Annotated in this window: 15 protein-coding genes and 1 pseudogene; 1 reads left to right on the forward strand and 15 read right to left on the reverse strand. The window is 66.5% G+C overall.

Annotated features, from left to right (window positions below):
• Positions 1–15: 15 nt before the first annotated feature.
• The 12 genes from mhpT to CFB35_RS28285 form a co-directional block, all read right to left on the reverse strand.
• Entirely contained in the window at positions 16–1,221 is a 1,206-nt protein-coding gene (gene mhpT, locus CFB35_RS28230; RefSeq protein ID WP_060011188.1) for a 3-(3-hydroxy-phenyl)propionate transporter MhpT, read from the reverse strand.
• Between the two features lie 215 nt (positions 1,222–1,436).
• Positions 1,437–3,338, reverse strand: a complete 1,902-nt coding sequence (locus tag CFB35_RS28235; protein WP_060011186.1) for a feruloyl-CoA synthase — start codon at positions 3,336–3,338, stop codon at positions 1,437–1,439.
• A complete protein-coding gene (locus CFB35_RS28240; RefSeq protein ID WP_059581596.1) occupies positions 3,335–4,783 on the reverse strand; it encodes an aldehyde dehydrogenase in 1,449 nt (482 codons plus the stop codon). Before CFB35_RS28240 ends, CFB35_RS28235 begins: the two co-directional genes overlap by 4 nt.
• A gap of 70 nt (positions 4,784–4,853) precedes the next feature.
• A complete protein-coding gene (locus tag CFB35_RS28245; RefSeq protein ID WP_059581593.1) occupies positions 4,854–5,684 on the reverse strand; it encodes a p-hydroxycinnamoyl CoA hydratase/lyase in 831 nt (276 codons plus the stop codon).
• A 229-nt stretch (positions 5,685–5,913) separates the two neighbouring features.
• A complete protein-coding gene (locus tag CFB35_RS28250) occupies positions 5,914–6,432 on the reverse strand; it encodes a MarR family winged helix-turn-helix transcriptional regulator (protein WP_059581591.1) in 519 nt (172 codons plus the stop codon).
• 104 nt (positions 6,433–6,536) lie between these two features.
• A complete protein-coding gene (locus tag CFB35_RS28255) occupies positions 6,537–7,445 on the reverse strand; it encodes an SMP-30/gluconolactonase/LRE family protein (RefSeq protein WP_059581589.1) in 909 nt (302 codons plus the stop codon).
• Between the two features lie 50 nt (positions 7,446–7,495).
• Positions 7,496–8,521 carry an L-arabinose ABC transporter permease AraH gene (gene araH / locus CFB35_RS28260; RefSeq protein WP_059581586.1) on the reverse strand — a complete coding sequence of 342 codons (1,026 nt, stop codon included), beginning with the start codon at positions 8,519–8,521 and terminating at the stop codon, positions 7,496–7,498.
• A gap of 30 nt (positions 8,522–8,551) precedes the next feature.
• Positions 8,552–10,102: an L-arabinose ABC transporter ATP-binding protein AraG gene (gene araG / locus CFB35_RS28265; protein ID WP_060011184.1), complete on the reverse strand. Its 1,551-nt coding sequence runs from the start codon at positions 10,100–10,102 to the stop codon at positions 8,552–8,554.
• 20 nt (positions 10,103–10,122) lie between these two features.
• Positions 10,123–11,136, reverse strand: a complete 1,014-nt coding sequence (locus CFB35_RS28270; RefSeq protein ID WP_059581581.1) for an arabinose ABC transporter substrate-binding protein — start codon at positions 11,134–11,136, stop codon at positions 10,123–10,125.
• Positions 11,137–11,227: 91 nt separating this feature from the next.
• On the reverse strand, positions 11,228–12,157 hold the full coding sequence (locus CFB35_RS28275) for a Gfo/Idh/MocA family protein (RefSeq protein WP_059581578.1): 930 nt from the start codon (positions 12,155–12,157) through the stop codon (positions 11,228–11,230).
• 25 nt (positions 12,158–12,182) lie between these two features.
• Entirely contained in the window at positions 12,183–13,112 is a 930-nt protein-coding gene (locus CFB35_RS28280) for a dihydrodipicolinate synthase family protein (protein WP_059581575.1), read from the reverse strand.
• Positions 13,113–13,227: 115 nt separating this feature from the next.
• Positions 13,228–14,979, reverse strand: a complete 1,752-nt coding sequence (locus CFB35_RS28285; RefSeq protein ID WP_059581572.1) for an IlvD/Edd family dehydratase — start codon at positions 14,977–14,979, stop codon at positions 13,228–13,230.
• A 114-nt stretch (positions 14,980–15,093) separates the two neighbouring features.
• Here CFB35_RS28285 and CFB35_RS28290 point away from each other — a divergent pair, with 114 nt between their 5' ends.
• Positions 15,094–16,044 carry a LysR family transcriptional regulator gene (locus tag CFB35_RS28290; protein ID WP_059581569.1) on the forward strand — a complete coding sequence of 317 codons (951 nt, stop codon included), beginning with the start codon at positions 15,094–15,096 and terminating at the stop codon, positions 16,042–16,044.
• Positions 16,045–16,212: 168 nt separating this feature from the next.
• Here CFB35_RS28290 and CFB35_RS28295 read toward each other — a convergent pair whose 3' ends face one another.
• The 3 genes and pseudogenes from CFB35_RS28295 to CFB35_RS28300 form a co-directional block, all read right to left on the reverse strand.
• Positions 16,213–17,952: a ShlB/FhaC/HecB family hemolysin secretion/activation protein gene (locus CFB35_RS28295; protein ID WP_059581566.1), complete on the reverse strand. Its 1,740-nt coding sequence runs from the start codon at positions 17,950–17,952 to the stop codon at positions 16,213–16,215.
• 540 nt (positions 17,953–18,492) lie between these two features.
• Positions 18,493–18,837, reverse strand: coding sequence for a hypothetical protein (locus CFB35_RS34680; RefSeq protein WP_143328766.1), 345 nt, complete (start codon positions 18,835–18,837; stop codon positions 18,493–18,495).
• Positions 18,838–19,247: 410 nt separating this feature from the next.
• A pseudogene (locus tag CFB35_RS28300) lies at positions 19,248–19,877 on the reverse strand (polymorphic toxin type 22 domain-containing protein); the annotation flags it as partial.
• Positions 19,878–20,055 lie beyond the last annotated feature (178 nt).

The following is a 20,055-nucleotide window of genomic DNA, read 5'->3' on the forward strand; positions in this document are numbered from 1 at the left end:
TGAATGCAACGGAATTCAGTCGTGTGCCTGCGGCCGCCGGATCAGCACCAGCGCGGCGACGGCGGCGACCAGCGTGACGGGGATGCTCGCGCCGATCACGACGGGCGCGCTGCGGCCAGCGGCCAGCAGCGTCGCGGCCGCGAGCGGCCCGACGACGGAGCCGAGCCGGCCGACGGCGACCGCGGAGCCGACGCCGGTACCGCGCATCGCGGTCGGGTAGTACATCGCGGCAAGCGCGTACAGCACCGACTGCCCGCCGACGACGAACATCCCGGCGGCGAACGCGGCCGCCGCGAGCGACGCGAAGCCGGGCGCGGCCGCGAGCGCGGCGAGCGACAGCACGATCCCGACGTACATGCCGCCGACCACGCGCGATGCGCGCATCCGGTCGAGCGCCGCGCCGATGCCGAGCGCGCCGAGCCCCGCGCCGACGTTGAACGCGATCTGCACGAGGCCGACGTGCGCGCGATCGAGCCCGCGCGACGCCATCAGCGACGGCAGCCAGTTCAGCAGGAAGTACAGAACGATCAGCGTGCAGAAGTAGCTGACCCACAGCGCGACCGTCGACGTCGTGCGGCCGTCGCCGAACAGCGTGCGTGCGACGCTGATGCGCGCGGCCTGCGTGCCGGCGACGTCGAGATACGCGCGCGATTCCGGCAGGCACCACACGAGCAGCGGCACGAGCAGCAGCGGCCCCACCCCGCCGACGTAGAAGATGTGCCGCCATTCGGTGTCGCCGGCGAGCAGCACGCCGATCAGCGATGCGATCACGCCGCCGAACGGAATCCCGCAGTACATCGTCGCGACCGCGCTGCTGCGCGAGCGCGGCTCGACCGCTTCGGACGACAGCGCGATCAGGTTCGGCATCGCGCCGCCGAGGCCGATGCCGGTCAGCACGCGCACGACGACGAGCATCGCGAACGTCGAGACCTGCGCGGTCGCGATCGACAGCAGTCCGAACAGCACGACCGATGCGATCAGCACGCGCTTGCGGCCGATCCGGTCGGCGAGCCGCCCGCCGAGCATCGCGCCCGGCAGCAGCCCGAAGGTGCCCGCGCTGAACGCGATACCCATCTGCGACACGCTCAATCCGAATTCGCGCGCCATCCGCGGCGCGGCGACGCCGACCGACTGCAGGTCGAGCCCTTCGAGAAGGGCGATCGCGAAACACAGCGCGAGCGTGGTCGCGACCGTGGATTTTTCGGCAACGTAAGTGTTCATGTCTCCATTCCCATGTCTTTGTGGTCGGTCGGCCCTGCAACGGCCGCCGCGCGCCGCCGCCGGCCAGTGGCGGTTCGGCGCGCGAGGTGTCGTATGAACGGCCGCCTTTATCAGGCAGCCTGATTCACTGGCCGCGAAAGTGCCTGCCGGTGTCGTGGCCGGCCGGTCGTTGTACCTGCGTGCTGCTTACCGCTGTAACTGCTCGCGCGTGCTGCTTACGCGTAAATCACGTCGGGATCGCGCCGCGCCGGGTCGTACAGCGCGTCGATCGTCGCCGCGCGATGCTTCTGCACGGCCGCCTGGTTCAGCGATCCCTTGTCGGTCACTTCGCCGAGATCGAGCGACGGCGGCGTGTCGATCAACCGAATCCTCGCGACGAACGTCGAACCGCCGCTCGCGTTCCGGTTCAGCGCGGCCAGCCACGCCGCGAACGCCGCACGCACGGCCGGCGCACGCAGCACGTCGGTCACGGACGCATCGGCGGCGAGCCCCGCCAGCGCACGGCATGCATCGACGCGCGGAAACACCAGCAAGCCGATGTCGTCGCGATTGATTCCCGTCACGACCACGTCCTGCACGTACGGCGCGCCGCTCGACACCGCGTTCGCGCGCAACGGCCCGACGCTGACGAACGTGCCGCTGCTCAGCTTGAAATCCTCGGTCAGCCGCCCGTCGAACATCAGCCCGAGCTCCGGCCGCTCCGGATCGGCAAACACGCCCGCGTCGCCGCTGCGGTAGTAGCCTTCTTCGTCGAACACGTCGCGCGGATCGACATCGGCATGCCAGTAGCCGCGCATCACGTTCGGCCCCTTGAAGCGCAGTTCGTACTTGCCGCCGCACGGCACGAGCTTCGCGTCGCAGCCGGGCGCGGGTAGCCCGATATAGCCCGCGCGCATCAGCGGCCCGGTCGTGAACAGGCACGACGGCGACGCCTCCGTCATCCCGAGGCCGGCCATGATCCGGATGCGCTCGCCGCAATGCGCTTCGGTCACGCGGTCGAGCCGGTCCCACGCGGCCTGCGACAGCCCCGCGCCGCCGAAGAAATACAGCTTCACGCGCGAGAAGAACGTGTCGCGCAGTTCGGCGTCGCGTTCGAGCGCGGTGGTCAGCTCCTCCCAGCCCTTCGGCACGTTGAAGTAGATCGTCGGCGCGATCTCGCGCAGGTTGCGCACGGTTTCGTCGAAGCGGCCGGGCATCGGGCGGCCATCGTCGATGTAGAGCGTGCCGCCGTTGTACAGCGCGATGCCGAGGTTGTGACTGCCGCCGAACGTGTGATTCCACGGCAGCCAGTCGACCAGCACCGGCGGCTCGCGCGTGAGCTCGGGCATCGTCTGGCGCAGCATCTGCTGGTTGCTGCACAGCATCCGGTGCGTGGTCGGCACGGCCTTCGGCAGCTTCGTCGAGCCGGACGTGAACAGGATCTTCGCGAGATGGTCGGGGCCGACCGCCTCGTGGATCGTGTCGATCGTGCGCGGGACGGTGGCGAGCAGGCGCGACAGCGGCACCGCGCGGGCCTTTCCGTCCGCATCGGCATCGCGCGCGACGATCAGCACCGCATCGGCCGGCAACGTCGCGTCGAGCGCACGCGCGAACGGCGCGCGTTCGGCGACGAACACGGCGCCCGGCTTCAGCACGCCGAGCGTGTGACGCAGCTTGCCGTAATCGGTCGACACCAGCGAATACGCGGGCGAGATCGGCGAGTACGGCACGCCGGCCAGCATCGCCGCGAACATCAGTTGCAGATGCTCGAGATCGTTGCCGGACAGCACCGCGAGCGGACGCTCGGCCGACAGCCCGAGATCGACGAGGCCCTGGCCGAGCGCGCGGGCGCGTTCGAGCATCTGCGCGTAGGTGATCTCGATCCAGTGCCCGTCGGCGCCGCGCCGCGCGGCCAGCACGCGGTCGGGGTGCGCCTGCGCGCCGCGTACGAGGCAGTCGGTGATGCGCGTCGGGTAATCGCCGAGCGGCTCGCGCGAGCGCAGGTACCAGGTGCCGTCGTCGGCGCGGCGAATCTCGGCCGCGCCGACCGCGACGGCGGCCGCGCGATAGCGTACGCCGCCAGCGTGTTGGCCAGCCTGAAGCGGCGCCTTCTCTGCTTTCATCGTCGGCTCGCTCATATCGGATAGTGGCGCGGCGTGGTCTGCACGGTGATCCAGCGCAGCTCGGTGAATTCGGCGATCGACGCGCGGCTGCCGAAGCGGCCGTAGCCGCTCGCCTTCGTGCCGCCGAACGGCATCTGCGCCTCGTCGTGCACGGTCGGCCCGTTGACGTGGCAGATCCCCGATTCGATCCGGCGCGCGACCGCCATCGCGCGGGCGATATCGCGGCTGAACACGCTCGCCGACAAGCCGAACTCGCTGTCGTTCGCGAGCTCGACCGCTTCGTCGTCGCTGTCCGCGCGCAGGATCGCCACCACCGGCGCGAACGATTCCTCACGATACAGGCGCATGTCGCGCGTGACGCCGTCGACGATCGCGGGCTGCATCGTCGCGCCTTCCACGCGGCAGCCGAGCGGCAATTGCGCGCCCAGTGCGCGCGCATCCTCGACCAGCGACGCCGCGCGCGCGGCGGCCGACGCATCGACCATCGTGCCGAGCGGATGGCCGGCCCGCGGATCGCCGGCAACCAGCGTGCGCGCCTTCGCGGCGAGCCGCTCGACGAGTGCATCGGCGATCGGCCGCGCGGCGATCACGCGCTCCGTCGACATGCAGATCTGCCCCTGGTTGAAGAATGCGCCGAATGCGATCGCGTCGACCGCCGCATCGAGATCGGCATCGTCGAGCACCAGCACCGGCGCCTTGCCGCCGAGTTCGAGCAGCACCGGTTTCAGGTGCGCGGCCGCGTGGCGCGCGATGATCCGGCCGACGTGCGTCGATCCGGTGAAGTTGATCCGCTTCACATGCGGATGCGCGATCATCCGCTCGACGAGCTCGGGCGCGTCGGCCGCCGCGTGCGTGATCACGTTCACCACGCCCGCGCCGAGCCCCGCTTCGTCCAGCACCGCGCCGATCAGCGCGTGCACGCCCGGGCACGCCTCGGACGCCTTCAGCACGACCGTGTTGCCGCACGCGAGCGGCATTGCGAGCGCTCGCGTGCCGAGGATCACCGGCGCGTTCCACGGCGCGATGCCGAGCACCACGCCGCACGGCACGCGCATCGCGAGCGCGAGATTGCCCGGTACGTCGGACGGGATCACGTCGCCGGCGATCTGCGTCGTCATCGACGCGGCCTCGCGCAGCATGTTCGCCGCGAGCGTCACGTTGAAGCCGATCCAGCCGGGCGTCGCGCCGGTTTCGGCCACGCCGGCCGCGACGAACGCGTCGATGCGCGCGTCCATCAGGTCGGCCGCCTTCAGCAGCAGCCGGCGGCGCTCGGTCGGCGCGAGCGCCGCCCATGCGGGGAACGCGCGGTGCGCGGCGTCGATTGCCGCGTCGGCATCGGCCAGGCCGGCCGCCGGAGCGCGCGATGCGAGCGCGCCCGTCGCGGGGTTGAAGCGGTCGAAGGTGCGGCCGTCGCGAGCGTTGCACCACTCGCCGCCGATCAGCATCCGTCTGTCGGTCATGTCGTCTCCTGCCCTGCCTGTCTCTTGCGGTTACGTCCGCGGTTATATCGGCGGCTGCGTTCGCGCCGTATCAACGCTTGTATGCCTGCAGGCCCGGCTTGATCGTCTTGTCGTCGAGGAACTGCTTCAGCCCCTGTTCACGGCCGCGCTCCGGGTCGCGCAACTGCGCCTGGTCGAGCTTCGCATACAGGTAATCCTCGCACTGCTCCCACGTGAGCTCGCGCGAACGCTTGAAGCCGTGTTTCGCCGCGCGCAGCACGACCGGGTTCTTGTCCATCAGCCGCGCGGCGAGCGCGATCGTCGCGTCGCGCAGCCCGGCGAGCGGCACGCTGCTGTTCACGAGGCCCATCTCGGCCGCTTCCGCGCCGGTGAACGTGTCGCCGGTCATGATGTAGTGCAGCGCGCGGCGATGCCCGACGGTGTCCGCCATCGCCTTGCTGACGAGGTTGCCCGGCGGGATGCCCCAGTTGATCTCCGACAGCCCGAACACCGCTTCGTCGGCCGCGATCGCGAGATCGCACGCGACGAGCGGCGAGAATCCGCCGCCGAAACACCAGCCGTTCACCATCGCGATCGTCGGCTTGTTGTACATCCGCAGGCGGCGCCACTGCCATTCCGACGCGTCGCGGCGCACTTTTTCCTGCAGCGCGTCGGAGCCGCCGTCGATCTCGCGGAAGTATTCCTTCAGATCCATGCCGGCCGTCCACGCGGCGCCCGCGCCGGTCAGCACCAGCACCTTCGCTTCGTCGTCGAACTCGACCGCGTCGAGGACTTCCAGCATCTCCCGGTTCAACGTCGGGCTCATGGCGTTGCGCTTCTCCGGGCGGTTCAGCGTCACCCACGCGATGCCGGCCTCCACTTTCAGTTCAACGGTCTGCCAGCGGTTGTCGTACTTGCTCATGTCTGTTCCTGTCGTTCGTTCCTGTGCGATTCGGTGCGCAGCATTCCTGCTGCGGACGACTTCATTTAATATCAGGCTACCTGATATTGCAAGCGGCACGAGCGCCGGTGTAAACCCGGAGCGAAAAGCGGGAAAACGGAGGAATCGGGGAACGGTCAGCCGCCGGGAGGCGGGGAAGCGAAGCGGACGCGCGCCGCCCGGGCCGCGCGTCGTGAAGGGTCGGAGCCGATCAGCCGCGGAGGTTGCGCGAGAACAGTTCGAGCGCGCGCTGCACGTGCGCGGCGTCGTCGGCCGAAATGTCGCCGAGCATGCGCATTTCGAGCGGGCGCAGCACGGCTTCGCATTCGCGCAGCATCGCCGCGCCGGCGTCGGTCAGCTTCAGCAGGATGATGCGACCGTGCGACGGGTCGGCTTCGCGCGTGACGAAACCGCGCGCGGCCATCACGCTCATCACCTCGTTCGCCGATTGCGGCGTGATCCACGAACGTTCGGCCAGTTGCGCGTTCGACGATGCGCCGCGCGCCTCGAGCACCGACAGCGCCGTGTATTGGGCGAGCGTGATGCCGAGCGGTGCGAGCGCGTCGGTCATGTGACGGCGCAGCAGCCGGTCGAGGCCGCCGATCACGTAGGTCAGGCGCTGCTGCACGCGCGGCTTCGGCTTGTCGCCCGGGGCGCGGGCGGCGTCGTTCTTCGCGGCGGCTTTTGCAGCGGTTTTCGGGTTCGCGGGCTTGGTCGGGGTGGAACTCATGGTGCGGGCGGGATGGAATTGCGGGCCATCTTACCAGCACGCGAAACGTCGCTCTGTCCGGTTGTATGCGACACGCGCCCGGTACGCGCGGTCAGCCGCGACGGTCAGCCGTCCGACGGGCGCGTGCCCGCAAACCGCGTCGTCGGCAACCCCGCATAGCGCGTCTGCGCGACGAACACACCACCCGCGTGCGCATCGCCGGCCAGCGCGTCATCGCTCAGGTCAACACGCGCACTCGTCACATACAGCCTGCCTTCCCCATCGATCGCCACACAGCTCGGCTGCGCAGTCGGCACCGCCACGCGGTCCGTCTCGACACCGTCGGCCCCATAACGCACCACCCTTCGCCCGCCCCACTGCGCATTCCAAAGCCCGCCGTCGCGATCGACGATCGACCCGTCCGGATCGCCATCGGCATCGGTCAGCCGCGCGAACGGTCTCACGTTCGCGACATCGCCGCCCGCCCGGTAATCGCACACGAAAATCTCGCGCACCAGCGAATCGCAGAAATACATCTTCGTGCCGTCCGGCGAGAACCCGATGCTGTTCGCGATCGCGGCCGGCGGCAGCGCAAGCCGCTCCAGCGCGAGATCGGCATTGAGCCGATAAAACCCGCCGACCGCGCGCGGCGGATCGCCCCCCTCATCCTTCATCCCGAACACGAACGCGCCGAACGGATCGCAGCGTCCGTCGTTCAGCCGCGTCGGCAGTTCGGGCTCGACGTCGACGATCCGCGTGAACGTGCCGCTGCGCAGATCGAAGAACGCAAGATGCGTCGCGAGCCCGACGAGCAGCACATCCGGATCGTCGGTCAGCGCGAAGCACGCGAGCCGTTCGGGCATCGCCCATTGCACGAGGTCCGAACCGTCCGCGCGGCAGCACCACAGCTGCGCGCCTTCGATGTCCACCCAGTACAGCGCGTGCGTCCTGTCGCACCACGTCGCGCCTTCGCCGAGCGTGTTGCGGCTGTCGGCCAGCAGCGTCGCCGACGCGGCCGGATGAGTCTGTTGCATGCCGTCTCCCGATATTCGTCGTATTTGCAGGCGGCCGCGCGTGGTCGACATCAGATCTTCATCGCGCGCCGCTGGTTGCGACGATACTGGTCGAACAGCACCGCGAGCAACAGAATTCCGCCGCGTATCAGATATTGGTAAAAGGTCGGCACGTTCAACAGGCTCATCGCGTCCTGCACCGAGCCCATGATCAGCACGCCGACCAGCACGCCGGAGATCGTCGCGACGCCGCCCGTCAGCGACACGCCGCCGAGCACGCACGCGGAGATCACGCCGAGCTCGAGGCCGACCGACGTCTTCGGATCGCCGAGGCTCATCCGCGACGCAAGCATCACGCCCGCGAAGCCGGTCACGAGCCCCTGCAGCACGAACACCGTGATCTTGATGCGCATCACCGGCAGCCCCGCGAGCAGCGCGGCCTCGCCGTTGCCGCCGACGGCCAGCACGTTCTTGCCGAACACCGTCTTGCGCAGCAGGAAGCCGAACACGACGAAGCCGACGATGTTGCTCCAGATCGGAAACGAGATGCCGAGGAACGACCCACCGCCGAGATCGAAGAAGCGCTCCTCGGAGATCATCACCGCGTCGCCGTTCGACGTGATGAATGCGAGGCCGCGCACGACTTCCATCATCGCGAGCGTGACGATCAGCGAGTTGATCCGCCAGCGCGCGATCAGCACGCCGTTCACGAGCCCGACCGCGCCGCCGGCGAGCACGCCGGCCGCGATGCCGAGCACGACGCTGTGCGTCGCGGTGATCAGCGTCGACGCGACGACGCCGGAAAACGCGACGATCGACGCGACCGACAGGTCGACCTCGCCTAACGCGAGCACGAACATCATCGTCACCGCGATCGAGCCGATCAGCGTGACCGACAGCAGCAGGCCCTGGATGTTGCGCGGCGTGAGAAAGTCCGGCACGGTCAGCGACAGCACCGCGAACAGCACGAGAAACACCATCACGATGCCGGAACGGTTGATCAGCTGCCACACGCCGCCACGCGGACGCGCGGGCGTGGCCGCGGCGGCGGCATCCGGGGATGGGGAGGTACGTTGGGGTTGCATTGCCTGGCTCATATCAGTTGCTTTCCGGTTGACTGCTCGCCGCTAGCGCGGCAGCGCGAGCTTGATCAGCGCGTCGGGCGTCGCGTGCGCCTTGTCGACCTCGCCCGCGATCCGTCCTTCCTTCATCACGATGATGCGATCCGACACGCCGATCACCTCGGCCAGATCGCTCGACACGAGGATCACCGTGCGGCCCGCTTCCGCGAGTTCGTAGAACAGGTTGTAGATTTCCGCGCGCGCGCCGACGTCGATGCCGCGCGTCGGCTCGTCCATCAGGAACACGTCGATGCGCTCGGCCAGCCAGCGCGCGATCACGACCTTCTGCTGGTTGCCGCCCGACAGCGCGCCGATCGGCGTGTCGCCGTCGCGGGTCTTGATCGCGAGGCGCTCGATGTATTTCTGCGCGAGCTCGCGTTCCCGCCGCCCGTCGAGCAGCACGCGCGCCGGGCTGAAATGACGGCGCACGCTGATGTTCAGGTTGTCGGCCACCGACGCGATCGCGACGATGCCCTCCTGTTTCCGGTCTTCCGGGCACAGCGCGATGCCGGCGCGCACCGCGTCGCGCGGGCTGCCGAACGCGACCCGCTTGCCGTTCAGCTCGACGTGCCCCGCGCTCGGGCGCGCGGCGCCGTACAGCAGCTTCATCAGTTCCGAGCGGCCCGCGCCGACGAGCCCGAAGAAGCCGACGATCTCGCCGCGCCGCGCGCTGAACGACACGGGCTCGGCGAGCCCCGGCCCCGTCAACCCTTTCGCCTCGATCAGCACGTCGCCGGCCGTGCGCGGCCGGTAGCCGTACACGTCCTCGATCGAGCGGCCGACCATGCAGCCGATCAGCCGGTCGCGGTCGAGATCGGCGACGGAATCGAACGTGTCGATGCGGCGGCCGTCGCGAAACACGGTCACGCGGTCGCACAGTTCGTACACTTCCTCCATCCGGTGCGTGACGTAGATGATCGCGCGGCCTTCCGCGCGCAGCGCGCGGATGATCCGGAACAGTTGCGTGGTCTCGCGCGCGGACAGCGAGCTCGTCGGCTCGTCGAACGCGATCACCCGTGCGTCGCGCATCAGCGCCTTGCCGATCTCGATCATCTGGCGCTGGCCGATCGACAGATACTTCACCGGAATACCCGGATCGATATGCTCGCCCAGCCGCTCCAGCGCATCGAGCGCGCGCGCGGCGAGCGCGCGCTCGTCGACCACGCCGGCCCGGCTCGGCAATTGTCCGAGCATCAGGTTCTCCGCGACCGTCAGTTCGGGCACCAGATGCAGCTCCTGGTAGATGATCGCGATGCCGGCCTCGAGCGCCGCGCGGGTCGACGCGAAGCGCTGCACCGTGCCGTTCAGCGTCAACGTGCCGGCCTGCGGCTGGTTCACGCCGGACAGCACCTTCAGCAGCGTCGATTTCCCCGCGCCGTTCTCGCCCATCAGCCCGTGCACTTCGCCCGCGCGCACCGACAGCGACACCGTGTCGAGCGCACGCACGCCCGGAAACGTCACGGTGATGCCGTCGAGCGCGAGCAGCGCGCCGCTCGGCGGCGTGCCCGCTTCGGCACCGTGGCCGGCGGACGCGGCCGTCATCGTCTGCATCGTCATCGCGTTCTCGCCTCGCCCGCTCAGATGCCGAGCTCGGCGCGCACGGCCTGCCAGTTCGTGCGCGTCATCAGCTTGCCGCTCGTCTGCGTGTCGGCCGGCGGCACCTTGCCGTTGCGGATCCAGTCGACGAGGTTCTGCGTGCTGTCCTTGCCGTGGTTCGTCGAGCTGACCGCGATCGTCCCGTAGAAGCCGGTCGGCTCCTTCTTCTGGAATTCAGCGAACGCCTCGCCCGCACCGTTGATGCCGACGCCGATCACGTCGGCCGCCGGGATGTGCAGCTGTTCCGTCGCGCGCACCGCGCCGAGCACGGTTTCCTCGTTCAGCGCGTAGATCACCCATTTCTTCACGTTCGGATGGCGGGCGAGCACGGGTGCCGCCGCGCTGAAGCCGCCTTCGTCGTCGGTCGTCTTCTGCGGCGCGTCGAAGATGTTCTCCTTGCGGAAGCCGTTCGCGAGCAGCGCCTGCGTCGCGCCGTCGGTGCGCAGCTTCGCGGTCGGCAACTCGTAATTGGTGATCCGCAGCGCGCCGACTTCCTCGGGCTTCCAGCCGCGCCGCTTCATTTCGTCGGAGATCGCCTGGCCGACCTGGTTGCCGATCTTGGTCGCCGACATCCCGAGGTGCGGCACGTTCGGCAGCGGCTTGCCGCTCGAATCGACGAGCTGGTCGTCGACGGTCACGAACTTCATGTTGTAGCGCTTCGCGCGCGACGCGATCGCCGGCCCGAGGCGCACGTCCGGCGCGCAGATCACGAAGCCCTGGGCACCTTGCGAACCGAGATTGTCGATCGCGGCCAGCACCTTCTCGCCGTCCGGCGTGCCGATCTTCACGACCGAGAAGTTCTCCTTCTGGCCGAGCGCGGACGCCGCGTTCTGCTCGTTGATGAACCACGCCTGCTCGGGCATCTTCACGAGGAAGCCGATCTTCAGCGGCGCGTCGGCGTGCGCGGCGCCCTGCATGCCGAGCGGCGCGATGCACAGCGCGGCCAGCAGCGCGCGCAGGGTATGTCGACGGATCGTGTGAGTCGTGCGGTTCATGTGGTGTCTCCTTTGTGTCGGCCGATGCCGTGATGTGTGTCCGTAATCAATCGTTCGTCGTGCGCGCCCGAGGCCGCGCGCGCACGCAGGTTCAGCGGCCGAACGCGTCGGTCTGCACGCGTCGGCCGAACAGGAAGGCGTCGGCGACGAGCCGCAGCGGCCGCACGTCGACGTCGCTTTCGCCACGCGCGATCAGCGCACGAAAGTGCGCATACAGCGCCGGATACTCGCGTTCGGGCCCGATCTCGACCGGCTCGCCCGCGATCGACAATTGCGCGCCGCCGCGACTGATCGCGAGCACGCCGTCGGCCGTGTCGACCGCGATCTCCCATTGCTCGACCGGGCCGTGCCGCCAGTCGAATTCCGCGCGCACCGGCACGCCGTCGGTATCCGCGCAATCGAGTTCGGCCGCGATCGGCGTCTGCACGTCGCTCGGCACGATGAGCGTCGCCTCGCGCAGCACGAGCTCGCGCGGCAGGATCCGCGTGACGATCGACAGCGCGTTGATGCCCGGATCGAACACGCCGAGGCCGCCCGGTTCCCAGATCCACTGCTGCCCCGGATGCCAGCGCCGCACGTCTTCCTTCCAGCGCACCTGCACCGCGCGGATCGTGCGCGTTGCGAGCCACGCGCGCGCCGGTTCCACCGCGCTCGCGCAGCGCGAATGCCAGGTCGCGAACAGCGTGAGGCCGCGCTCGCGCGCCAGCGCGTCCAGCGCGGCCACTTCGCCGAGCGTCGCACCCGGCGGCTTCTCGAGCATCACGTGCTTGCCGGCCTCGAGTGCGGCGCGCGCCTGCGCGTAGCGCACCTGCGGCGGCGCGCACAGCGACACGGCGTCGAGCTCGGGCTCGGCGGCGAGCAGCGCGTTCAGATCCGGATAATTGCGCACGCCGTTGACTTCCGCGTGACGGCTCGCGCAGGCAGTCAACGCGAAGCCCGGTTCGGCGGCGATCGCCGGCAAATGCTGGTCGCGGGCGATCTTGCCGATCCCGATCACGCCCAGCGAAATTGGATTGCTCATCGTGCGTCTCTCCTTCGCGAATCGCTCAGCGCGCCCAGCGCAGCACGAGCGGATCGAGCCGGCGCGCGATCGCGAGCAGTTCCGCGCGCGTGTCCGGGTGCAGTTCCGGCATCGGATGCCGCGGCCGCTCGCACGCGATCACGCCGCCGGCGCGCATCAGCGCCTTCGCGGTGAGGATCCCGGACTGGCGGTTCTCGTGATTGATCAGCGGCAGCCACGTCTGGTAATGCGCGAACGCATCGTCGTGCCGGCCTTCGCGGAACGCTTCGAGGATCGGCCGGATGCCGTCCGGAAAGCCGCCGCCCGTCATCGCGCCGGTCGCGCCCGCATGGAGATCGGCGAGCAGCGTGATCGCTTCCTCGCCGTCCCACGGCCCCTCGATCGCGTCGCCGCCGAGCCGGATCAGCTCGCGCAGCTTGTTCGCGGCGCCCGGCGTCTCGATCTTGAAGTACGCGACCTGTTCGATCTCGCGCGCCATCCGCGCGAGGAACGGCGCGGACAGCGGCGTGCCGCTCGCGGGCGCGTCCTGGATCATGATCGGGATGTCGATCGCATCCGACACGCGCGCATAGAACTCGAAGATCTGCGCCTCCGGCACGCGGAACGTCGCGCCGTGATACGGCGGCATCGCCATCACCATCGCCGCGCCGAGCTGCTGCGCGCGCAGGCTGCGCGCCGCGCACACCTGCGTGCCGTAGTGCGACGTCGTGACGATCACCGGCACGCGGCCGGCGACGTGTTCGAGGATCGTGCGCGTGAGCACGTCGCGTTCGTCGTCGGTGATCGCGAACTGCTCGGAGAAATTCGCGAGGATGCACAGGCCGTCCGACCCCGCATCGATCATGAAGTCGACCGCGCGCTTCTGGCTCGCGAGGTCGAGCTCGCCGGTGTCGGTAAACGTCGTCGGGACGACGGGAAAGATGCCGCGATAGCGCGGCGTGCTGCTCGATGTCATGGTTCGCGTCCTGCTTCGGCCCGGTTGTCGCCGGCCGTCATGCGTTCATGGTTTCATGAAGCGCGGGCCGGGAAGGCCCGCCATCGGCGGCGGCGCACGTCGCGCCGCCCGCCGCTCAATGCGAATGGCTCGGCACGTCCGCGCCGCGCGTGCCGACCAGGAAGTCGAGGTCGCACCCCTCGTCGGCCTGCAGCACGTGATCGATATACAGCCGCGCATAGCCGCCCTTGCCGAGCTGGCCGGCCACGCCCGGCGCCGCGGTCGGATCGACGTCCGACAGGCGGCGCTGCAGTTCTTCATCCGTGATGTCGAGATGCAGCGTGCCGGCCTCGCAGTCGAGCTCGATCCAGTCGCCGTTGCGCACGGCCGCGAGCGGGCCGCCGGCCGCCGCTTCCGGCGCGACGTGCAGCACGACCGTGCCGTACGCGGTGCCGCTCATCCGCGCATCCGAGATCCGCACCATGTCCTTCACGCCCTGGCGCAGCAGCTTCGGCGGCAGCCCCATGTTGCCGACCTCGGCCATGCCCGGATACCCGCGCGGCCCGCAATTCTTCAGCACCATCACCGAGCTCGCGTCGATGTCGAGCGCTTCGTCGTTGATCGTCGCCTTGTAGTGGTCGAGGTTCTCGAACACCACCGCGCGGCCGCGATGCTTGAGCAGTTCGGGGCTCGCCGCCGACGGCTTCAGCACCGCGCCGCGCGGCGCGAGATTGCCGCGCAGGATGCGGATGCCGCCGTCCTCGATCAGCGGCCGGTCGAGCGGGCGGATCACTTCTTCGTCGTAGTTCGGCGCTTCGCGCACGTTGTCCCACAGCGACTTGCCGTTGACCGTCAGCGCGTCCGGGTGCGGCAGCAGCCCGCCTTCGCCGAGCCGGCGCAGCACGGCCGGCAGCCCGCCCGCGTAATAGAACTCCTCCATCAGGAAGCGCCCCGACGGCATCAGGTCGACGATCGTCGGCGTGTCGCGGCCGATGCGCATCCAGTCTTCCAGCTCGAGCGGCACGCCGATGCGGCCGGCGATCGCCTTCAGGTGGATCACGGCGTTGGTCGAGCCGCCGATCGCCGCGTTCGTGCGGATCGCGTTCTCGAACGCCGCGCGCGTCAGGATCTTCGACAGCACGAGCCCTTCGAGCGCCATCTCGACGATCCGGATGCCCGACATGTGCGCGAGCACGTAGCGGCGCGAATCGACGGCCGGAATCGCCGCGTTGTGCGGCAGCGCGACGCCGAGCGCCTCGGCCATGCACGCCATCGTCGACGCGGTGCCCATCGTGTTGCAGGTGCCGGCCGAGCGCGACATGCCGGCTTCGGCGGACAGGAAGTGATGCACGTCGATCTCGCCGGCCTTCAGCGCTTCGTGCAACTGCCACACGGCCGTGCCCGAACCGATGTTCTTGCCTTCGAGCTTGCCGTTCAGCATCGGGCCGCCCGACACGACGATCGCCGGCACGTCGCAGCTCGCCGCGCCCATCAGCAGCGCGGGCGTCGTCTTGTCGCAGCCGGCGAGCAGCACGACCGCGTCGATCGGGTTGCCGCGGATCGCTTCCTCGACGTCCATCGATGCAAGATTGCGCGTGAGCATCGCCGACGGCCGCAGGTTCGATTCACCGTTCGAGAACACCGGGAACTCGACCGGGAAGCCGCCCGCTTCCGAGATCCCGCGCTTCACGTGCTCGGCGAGCTTGCGGAAGTGCGCGTTGCATGGCGTCAGTTCGGACCACGTGTTGCAGATGCCGATGATCGGCCGGCCGTCGAATTCGTGATCGGGAATGCCCTGGTTCTTCATCCAGCTTCGGTACATGAAGCCGTTCTTGTCGTTCGTGCCGAACCATTGAGCGGAGCGCAGCCTGGGTTTTGTTGCCGACATCGTCAGTCCTGTGGTGACGGGATACCGGCGCAGTCTAGGCAGAATTTTGATAACTGGCTAATGACGATTTAGGCGATTACGATATCGATTCCGATATCGATATAAACCCGTACGATGACCGAAGCCAGCCCGTGGGGCAACCGCGCCCGCCTGAAGACGCGCCAGTTGCTGCTGCTCGTCGCGCTCGCAGACGAAGGCAGCATTCACCGCGCGGCGGCCGCGCTGAACATGACGCAGCCGGCCGCGTCGAAGCTGCTGCGCGAGCTCGAGGAATCGATCGGCGCGGTGCTGTTCGAGCGCCTGCCGCGCGGGATGCGGCCGACGCTGTACGGCGACGCGCTGATCCGCCACGCGCGCGCGGCGCTCGGCAGCCTCGATCAGGCGCGCGAGGAACTGGCCGCGCTGAAGGCCGGCCATCTGGGCCACGTGGCGGTGGGCGCGATCACGTCGCCGGGCCTGCGGCTCGTGCCGCCGGCCGTGGCGGCGGTAAAGGGGACGCATGCGGGCCTGCACGTGTCGGTCGAGATCGATACCAGCAACGTGCTGCTCGAACACCTCGCGCAGGAAAAGATCGACATCGTGCTCGGCCGGCTGTCCGCCGAACACGACAAGCTGCGCCTGCGCTACGAGCCGCTGACCGGCGAGTCGGTGGCCGCCGTCGTGCGGCCCGGCCACCCGCTGCTCGCGCACGCGCCGCTGGCGCTCGCCGACGTGCAACGCGCCGCGTGGGTCGTGCCGCCGGCCGGCAGCGTGCTGCGCCACCGCTTCGAGCTCGTGTTCCAGCGCGCGAGCCTCGCGCCGCCGGCGAACCTCGTCGAAACCTCGGCGCTGCTGTTCATCACGCAACTGCTCGAACAGAGCGACATGATCGCGGTGCTCGCCGAGGACGTCGCGCACTACTACGCGCGGCACGGGATCGTCACGGTGCTGCCGCTGGAGATGGATTGCCGGATGGACGATTTCGGGATCATCACGCGCACCGACCGGCTGCATTCGCCGGCAGTGGCGGTGATGGTCGAGGCGATTCGGGCGGCGGCGGGGGAGGTTTACGGAGTGGGGTTGTGAGGCGGCGATTTCGGGCTTTGCCGCCGCAGCGCGGATAGCATGGTCGCCACACGTGGCCCTCCGACAAGAGAGCCATGCACCATACGATCGAAAAAGCCGTCAGTTCTCGATCCTCGCCGCCGTCGTCTCAAACGACGGCGGGCAAAGTAGCGGATTGCGCCCACTTCGTCAGAACTGTGCGGTGAGCTGAAAGCCAACGGTCACGCGTGCCGTAGGAAACCCGGACGGCTTGTAGATTGGCGTGCCGGCAAACAGGTCGTAACCGTAGGCACCCAAGCGAGTCGCGACGCTCCCCTTCACGCCGATCACGGCCCCTGCCAGTTGCGTGCCCACGAGTGTGACCGGCTGCGGGCCCCACACGCGGCCGTAGTCGATGCCCGCATACACCGCCTGCCCGGTTTGATCGATCGGCGCCTGCAGTTCATTGCGCCAGTAAAAACCACGGGAGGCGGCCAGCATCGTCTCCCCGTCGAAGCCGCGCACCGTGTAGCGGCTGCCGATCGTCATGTCGTCGATGTAGTACAGCGTGTTGCCCGTGAATTGGCCGTGGAGGGTCGTCACGTAACGAAACGGCTGCTGCGCGATCGCGAACGGCACCGACAGGTTCGCATCGAGCACCGCCATCTTGTAGCGGTAGGTCGGGCCGCCGTCGGCCGCCACGCTGTCGTCCTGTGCGCCGAACGCACCGACGCCCTGCCGGTACGCGAGCGTGCCGTCGAACTGCGCGTTGCCGAAGTAGTGCCGATCGGTCAGGCCGAACTCGACGAACGTGTTGTTGCGGCGCTGCTGCGGGATTTCGGTGTCTTCGATGAAGCTTTGCCCGAACCGGCGTGACAGCCGGAACTGCACGCCGAACACGTCGTTCTGACTGCGCGACAGCACACGGTTCAGCTTGAAGTCGACCGTCTTCGAGTTGCCGCTCGCGACGAACGTCTGGTTCACGCCGGCGATCTGCTGGTAGTACGTGTTCGTGTACGCCGACAGCGTCGCGGTCCAGTAGCCCCACGGGATCGAATAAAAGCCGTTCCAGCCGTGCGAGCCAAGCCGCTTGTCGCCTAGCTCGAGATCTTGGCTCACGCCGATGTTGAAAATATCGTTCAGGCCCAGCGGATTGTCGATGCCGAGGGACAAGTTGCCCTGCAGCCGTCCGGTCGCGCGCGTGCCCGAGTTGTCGATCGACGCGACGACGGTCCAGGGTTTGCCGCGCTGCACGTCGAGCACGACGTCGCTCTCGCCCGGCACGTCGGCCGGCACGATTTGCATCGACACGTCCTGGCTCGACACGCGCTTCATCTGCTCGAGGCCCTGCTCAAGGTCGCGCAAGTTCAGGAGCTCGCCGTCGCGGGTAGGAAAGGCCGTTTTCCAGGCGCCGTGCAGCCTCTCGTCGGCGACGCGCACGTGGCGAATCACGCCGGGGATCAGCGACAATTTAAGCATGCCGGTCGACAGATCCTGTTCGGGCAACAGCACGCGTGTCGTGACGTAGCCGCGTGCCAAGATCGCTTGCGACAGGCCCTTGACGAGGATATCGAGGCCCTGTTTGCCGACGCACTGACCGGCGTAGTAGTCGAGCCATTCGCGCACGAAGGCAAAACGATCCATGGGCAAAGCAGACGCTCCTTGCGCTTTCACGGAAGTGGGCAGTGCGTCGGGCACATCGATCGCGAAACGATCGATCCGGAAGCACGGCGACTCCGACAGCAGCGTCGGATACCCAGCGCTCGCTGTCACGCCTGAACGCACTCCGGGCGCGGAGACGGACCGTTCGCGTTCACGTGCCTCTTCTTGTTGTCGGGATTGTTGGTCGTTGCCCGGAATGATCGGACGCGAAGTCTCTTGCGCCGACACGCTAGTCGCGATAAGCAGTAGTACTGCCGCAGCAGAATTCCCCCGGCAAATAGTTCTCATATGTATTTCTAGATATGCGATCGCGTACTAGGACTGAGACGTACGTGCTATCAATGCATCACTTCCAATCAATTTGCATGGAATCTTCAGCCCGGTCTGCCCCGATTGATTTACACACCAACATCATGCAGATGCCGATTGAATCGAATTTCACAATGGCATCACGATCATTTTTCGCACAAAAGCCACCGTCGCGAAAATGCAAAATACAAGCCCAGATAGTGCGCCGCCCACCAAAATTAATCTGGCGTCGCCTCCCCCCATAAGAAACTGTCACCATAAAAATAAGCCGCCAAAATCATGACAAATACTTTGACGAATGCAAAGAATAAAAATCATAAAAATAAAAAATAATAAACCAAACATATTACAGACCCCAACCAACTCCACATCCTGCGCGCACTGAAATTTCATGATTGAATATCAGTTGATAAGCTAGTCAACGCGCCTCGCTTGTACGCAGCAATTTCTGGCACTTAGAAATACTCGCGGCGTCGAAAACCATCGCTATTGAACCATTCCTGTCAGTTGCCGGAGCAGTTACTGATGCAAAGGCACCGCCCTTACAAAACGATCGTTCGCCAGCCTCGTTTTTACCATCACCCATCCGCGCGCGAGCAATGTATTGCCGTAGATTCTCTGTAGATCAACGCTCCACGTTTTCCGCTCAATACTCAGCAGGAGATAAACTCTCGAAAACGTTGTTTTCCCATTATTATCATAACGAACAACGCGTCCGCCATCGTTAATAATCGCCTGCATATCGTCGCGCATCATCGCCAGCTGATCGAATAACTGAGTCTGCGCAGGATCAGCTTGACAGGATCGAACAAGGCTGATCACTGCCACCACAAAAATTGCAATTACCGAAAATTGCAACCACATTTTAAGTTTCACCAATAGGAACCCCCGACAGGCTTCGATACCGTTGCAAGTTCACAGATGTTCCGTAGGCGACACTCATACCGGACCCATTCGCGGACGAATAGTCCGGAGCCCGGAAGCCAGGGCCTGCCGGTTTTCCCGAGTTGCTCGACAAAGCGGCCTGCTCCCATATTGGCGTTGCTGGTCGGATCGCTGCTTGCAATCGCGCCGCTCAACTCGTTCAGCTTATCGACCGCTATTAATCTGATCAGTATGCCAAGCGCCTAATAAAACCATTTTCTTATCAGACGTCCGCCAATAAATGCGCAAGCAGCGGTTACACTAACCCAGTAAGCAATTTTTTGTCCACGCGTCATCTTGGCCCACTGATCCGGATTCGGTCCTCCGCCGACTGCAGCCATTTAAGCCTCCTATTTTCCATGCCCAGTTACTTCGGATGAATGGCCCCACGGCATTACGCCGAAGGAAATAGAACCCGGCTGACCAATACCAAATTCAACTGCGGTACTTCCGCCATAGGCGTGAGTTATTGCACCAATCACATTGACGCCAAATGGGGTAGGCACAGAAATGAACGCCTGATTTCCATCCCCTGTCAAGAAGTTTCCTGCTTTCGTCACGGTGTCTGCCCCGAGTATGTAGCCGATAGTCGAACTGACCCCGGGTCTGTACGACACCGAAGATGGGTTGGTCATGGAAACGCCTCCCGAAACATACGTCGAACCGTCGTACAGATTCACCGTACCACTTACGTTTCCAGAAAGCGCGCCCACATTGACCGTCATGTAGTCAGGTGCCAAACCGCGTCCTTGCTCGTTGACGCCCGCATAGCTGCCCGACGCATTCCCCTTGCTCTGGCTGAAGCTCGCGCTGGCGCCACCCTGACTGATGCTGAAACCGCCACCCGAACTCGACTGATGCGCCGCGCTCGACAACGTGTCCTGGACGCTCACAATGTTCAGATTCCCGCCCACATCGGCATTCACGTGATTGCCCTTCACGTTCGAGCCAATGATGTTCGTATCGCCATCGAGGATCATTTTTTTCGCACAAAAGCCACCGTCGCGAAGATACAAAAAACAAGCCCCAACAGAGTTCCGTTCACCAAAACGAATCTCGTATCGTTGCTCGCCCACAAGAAGCCACCGCCATAAAAATAGGCTACAAAAATCATTACAAATGCCTTTATGGAGGCAAAGCATATAAATGAAAGCAAGA

It is taken from the genome of Burkholderia sp. AU16482 (assembly GCF_002223285.1).
GTDB lineage: Bacteria > Pseudomonadota > Gammaproteobacteria > Burkholderiales > Burkholderiaceae > Burkholderia > Burkholderia semiarida.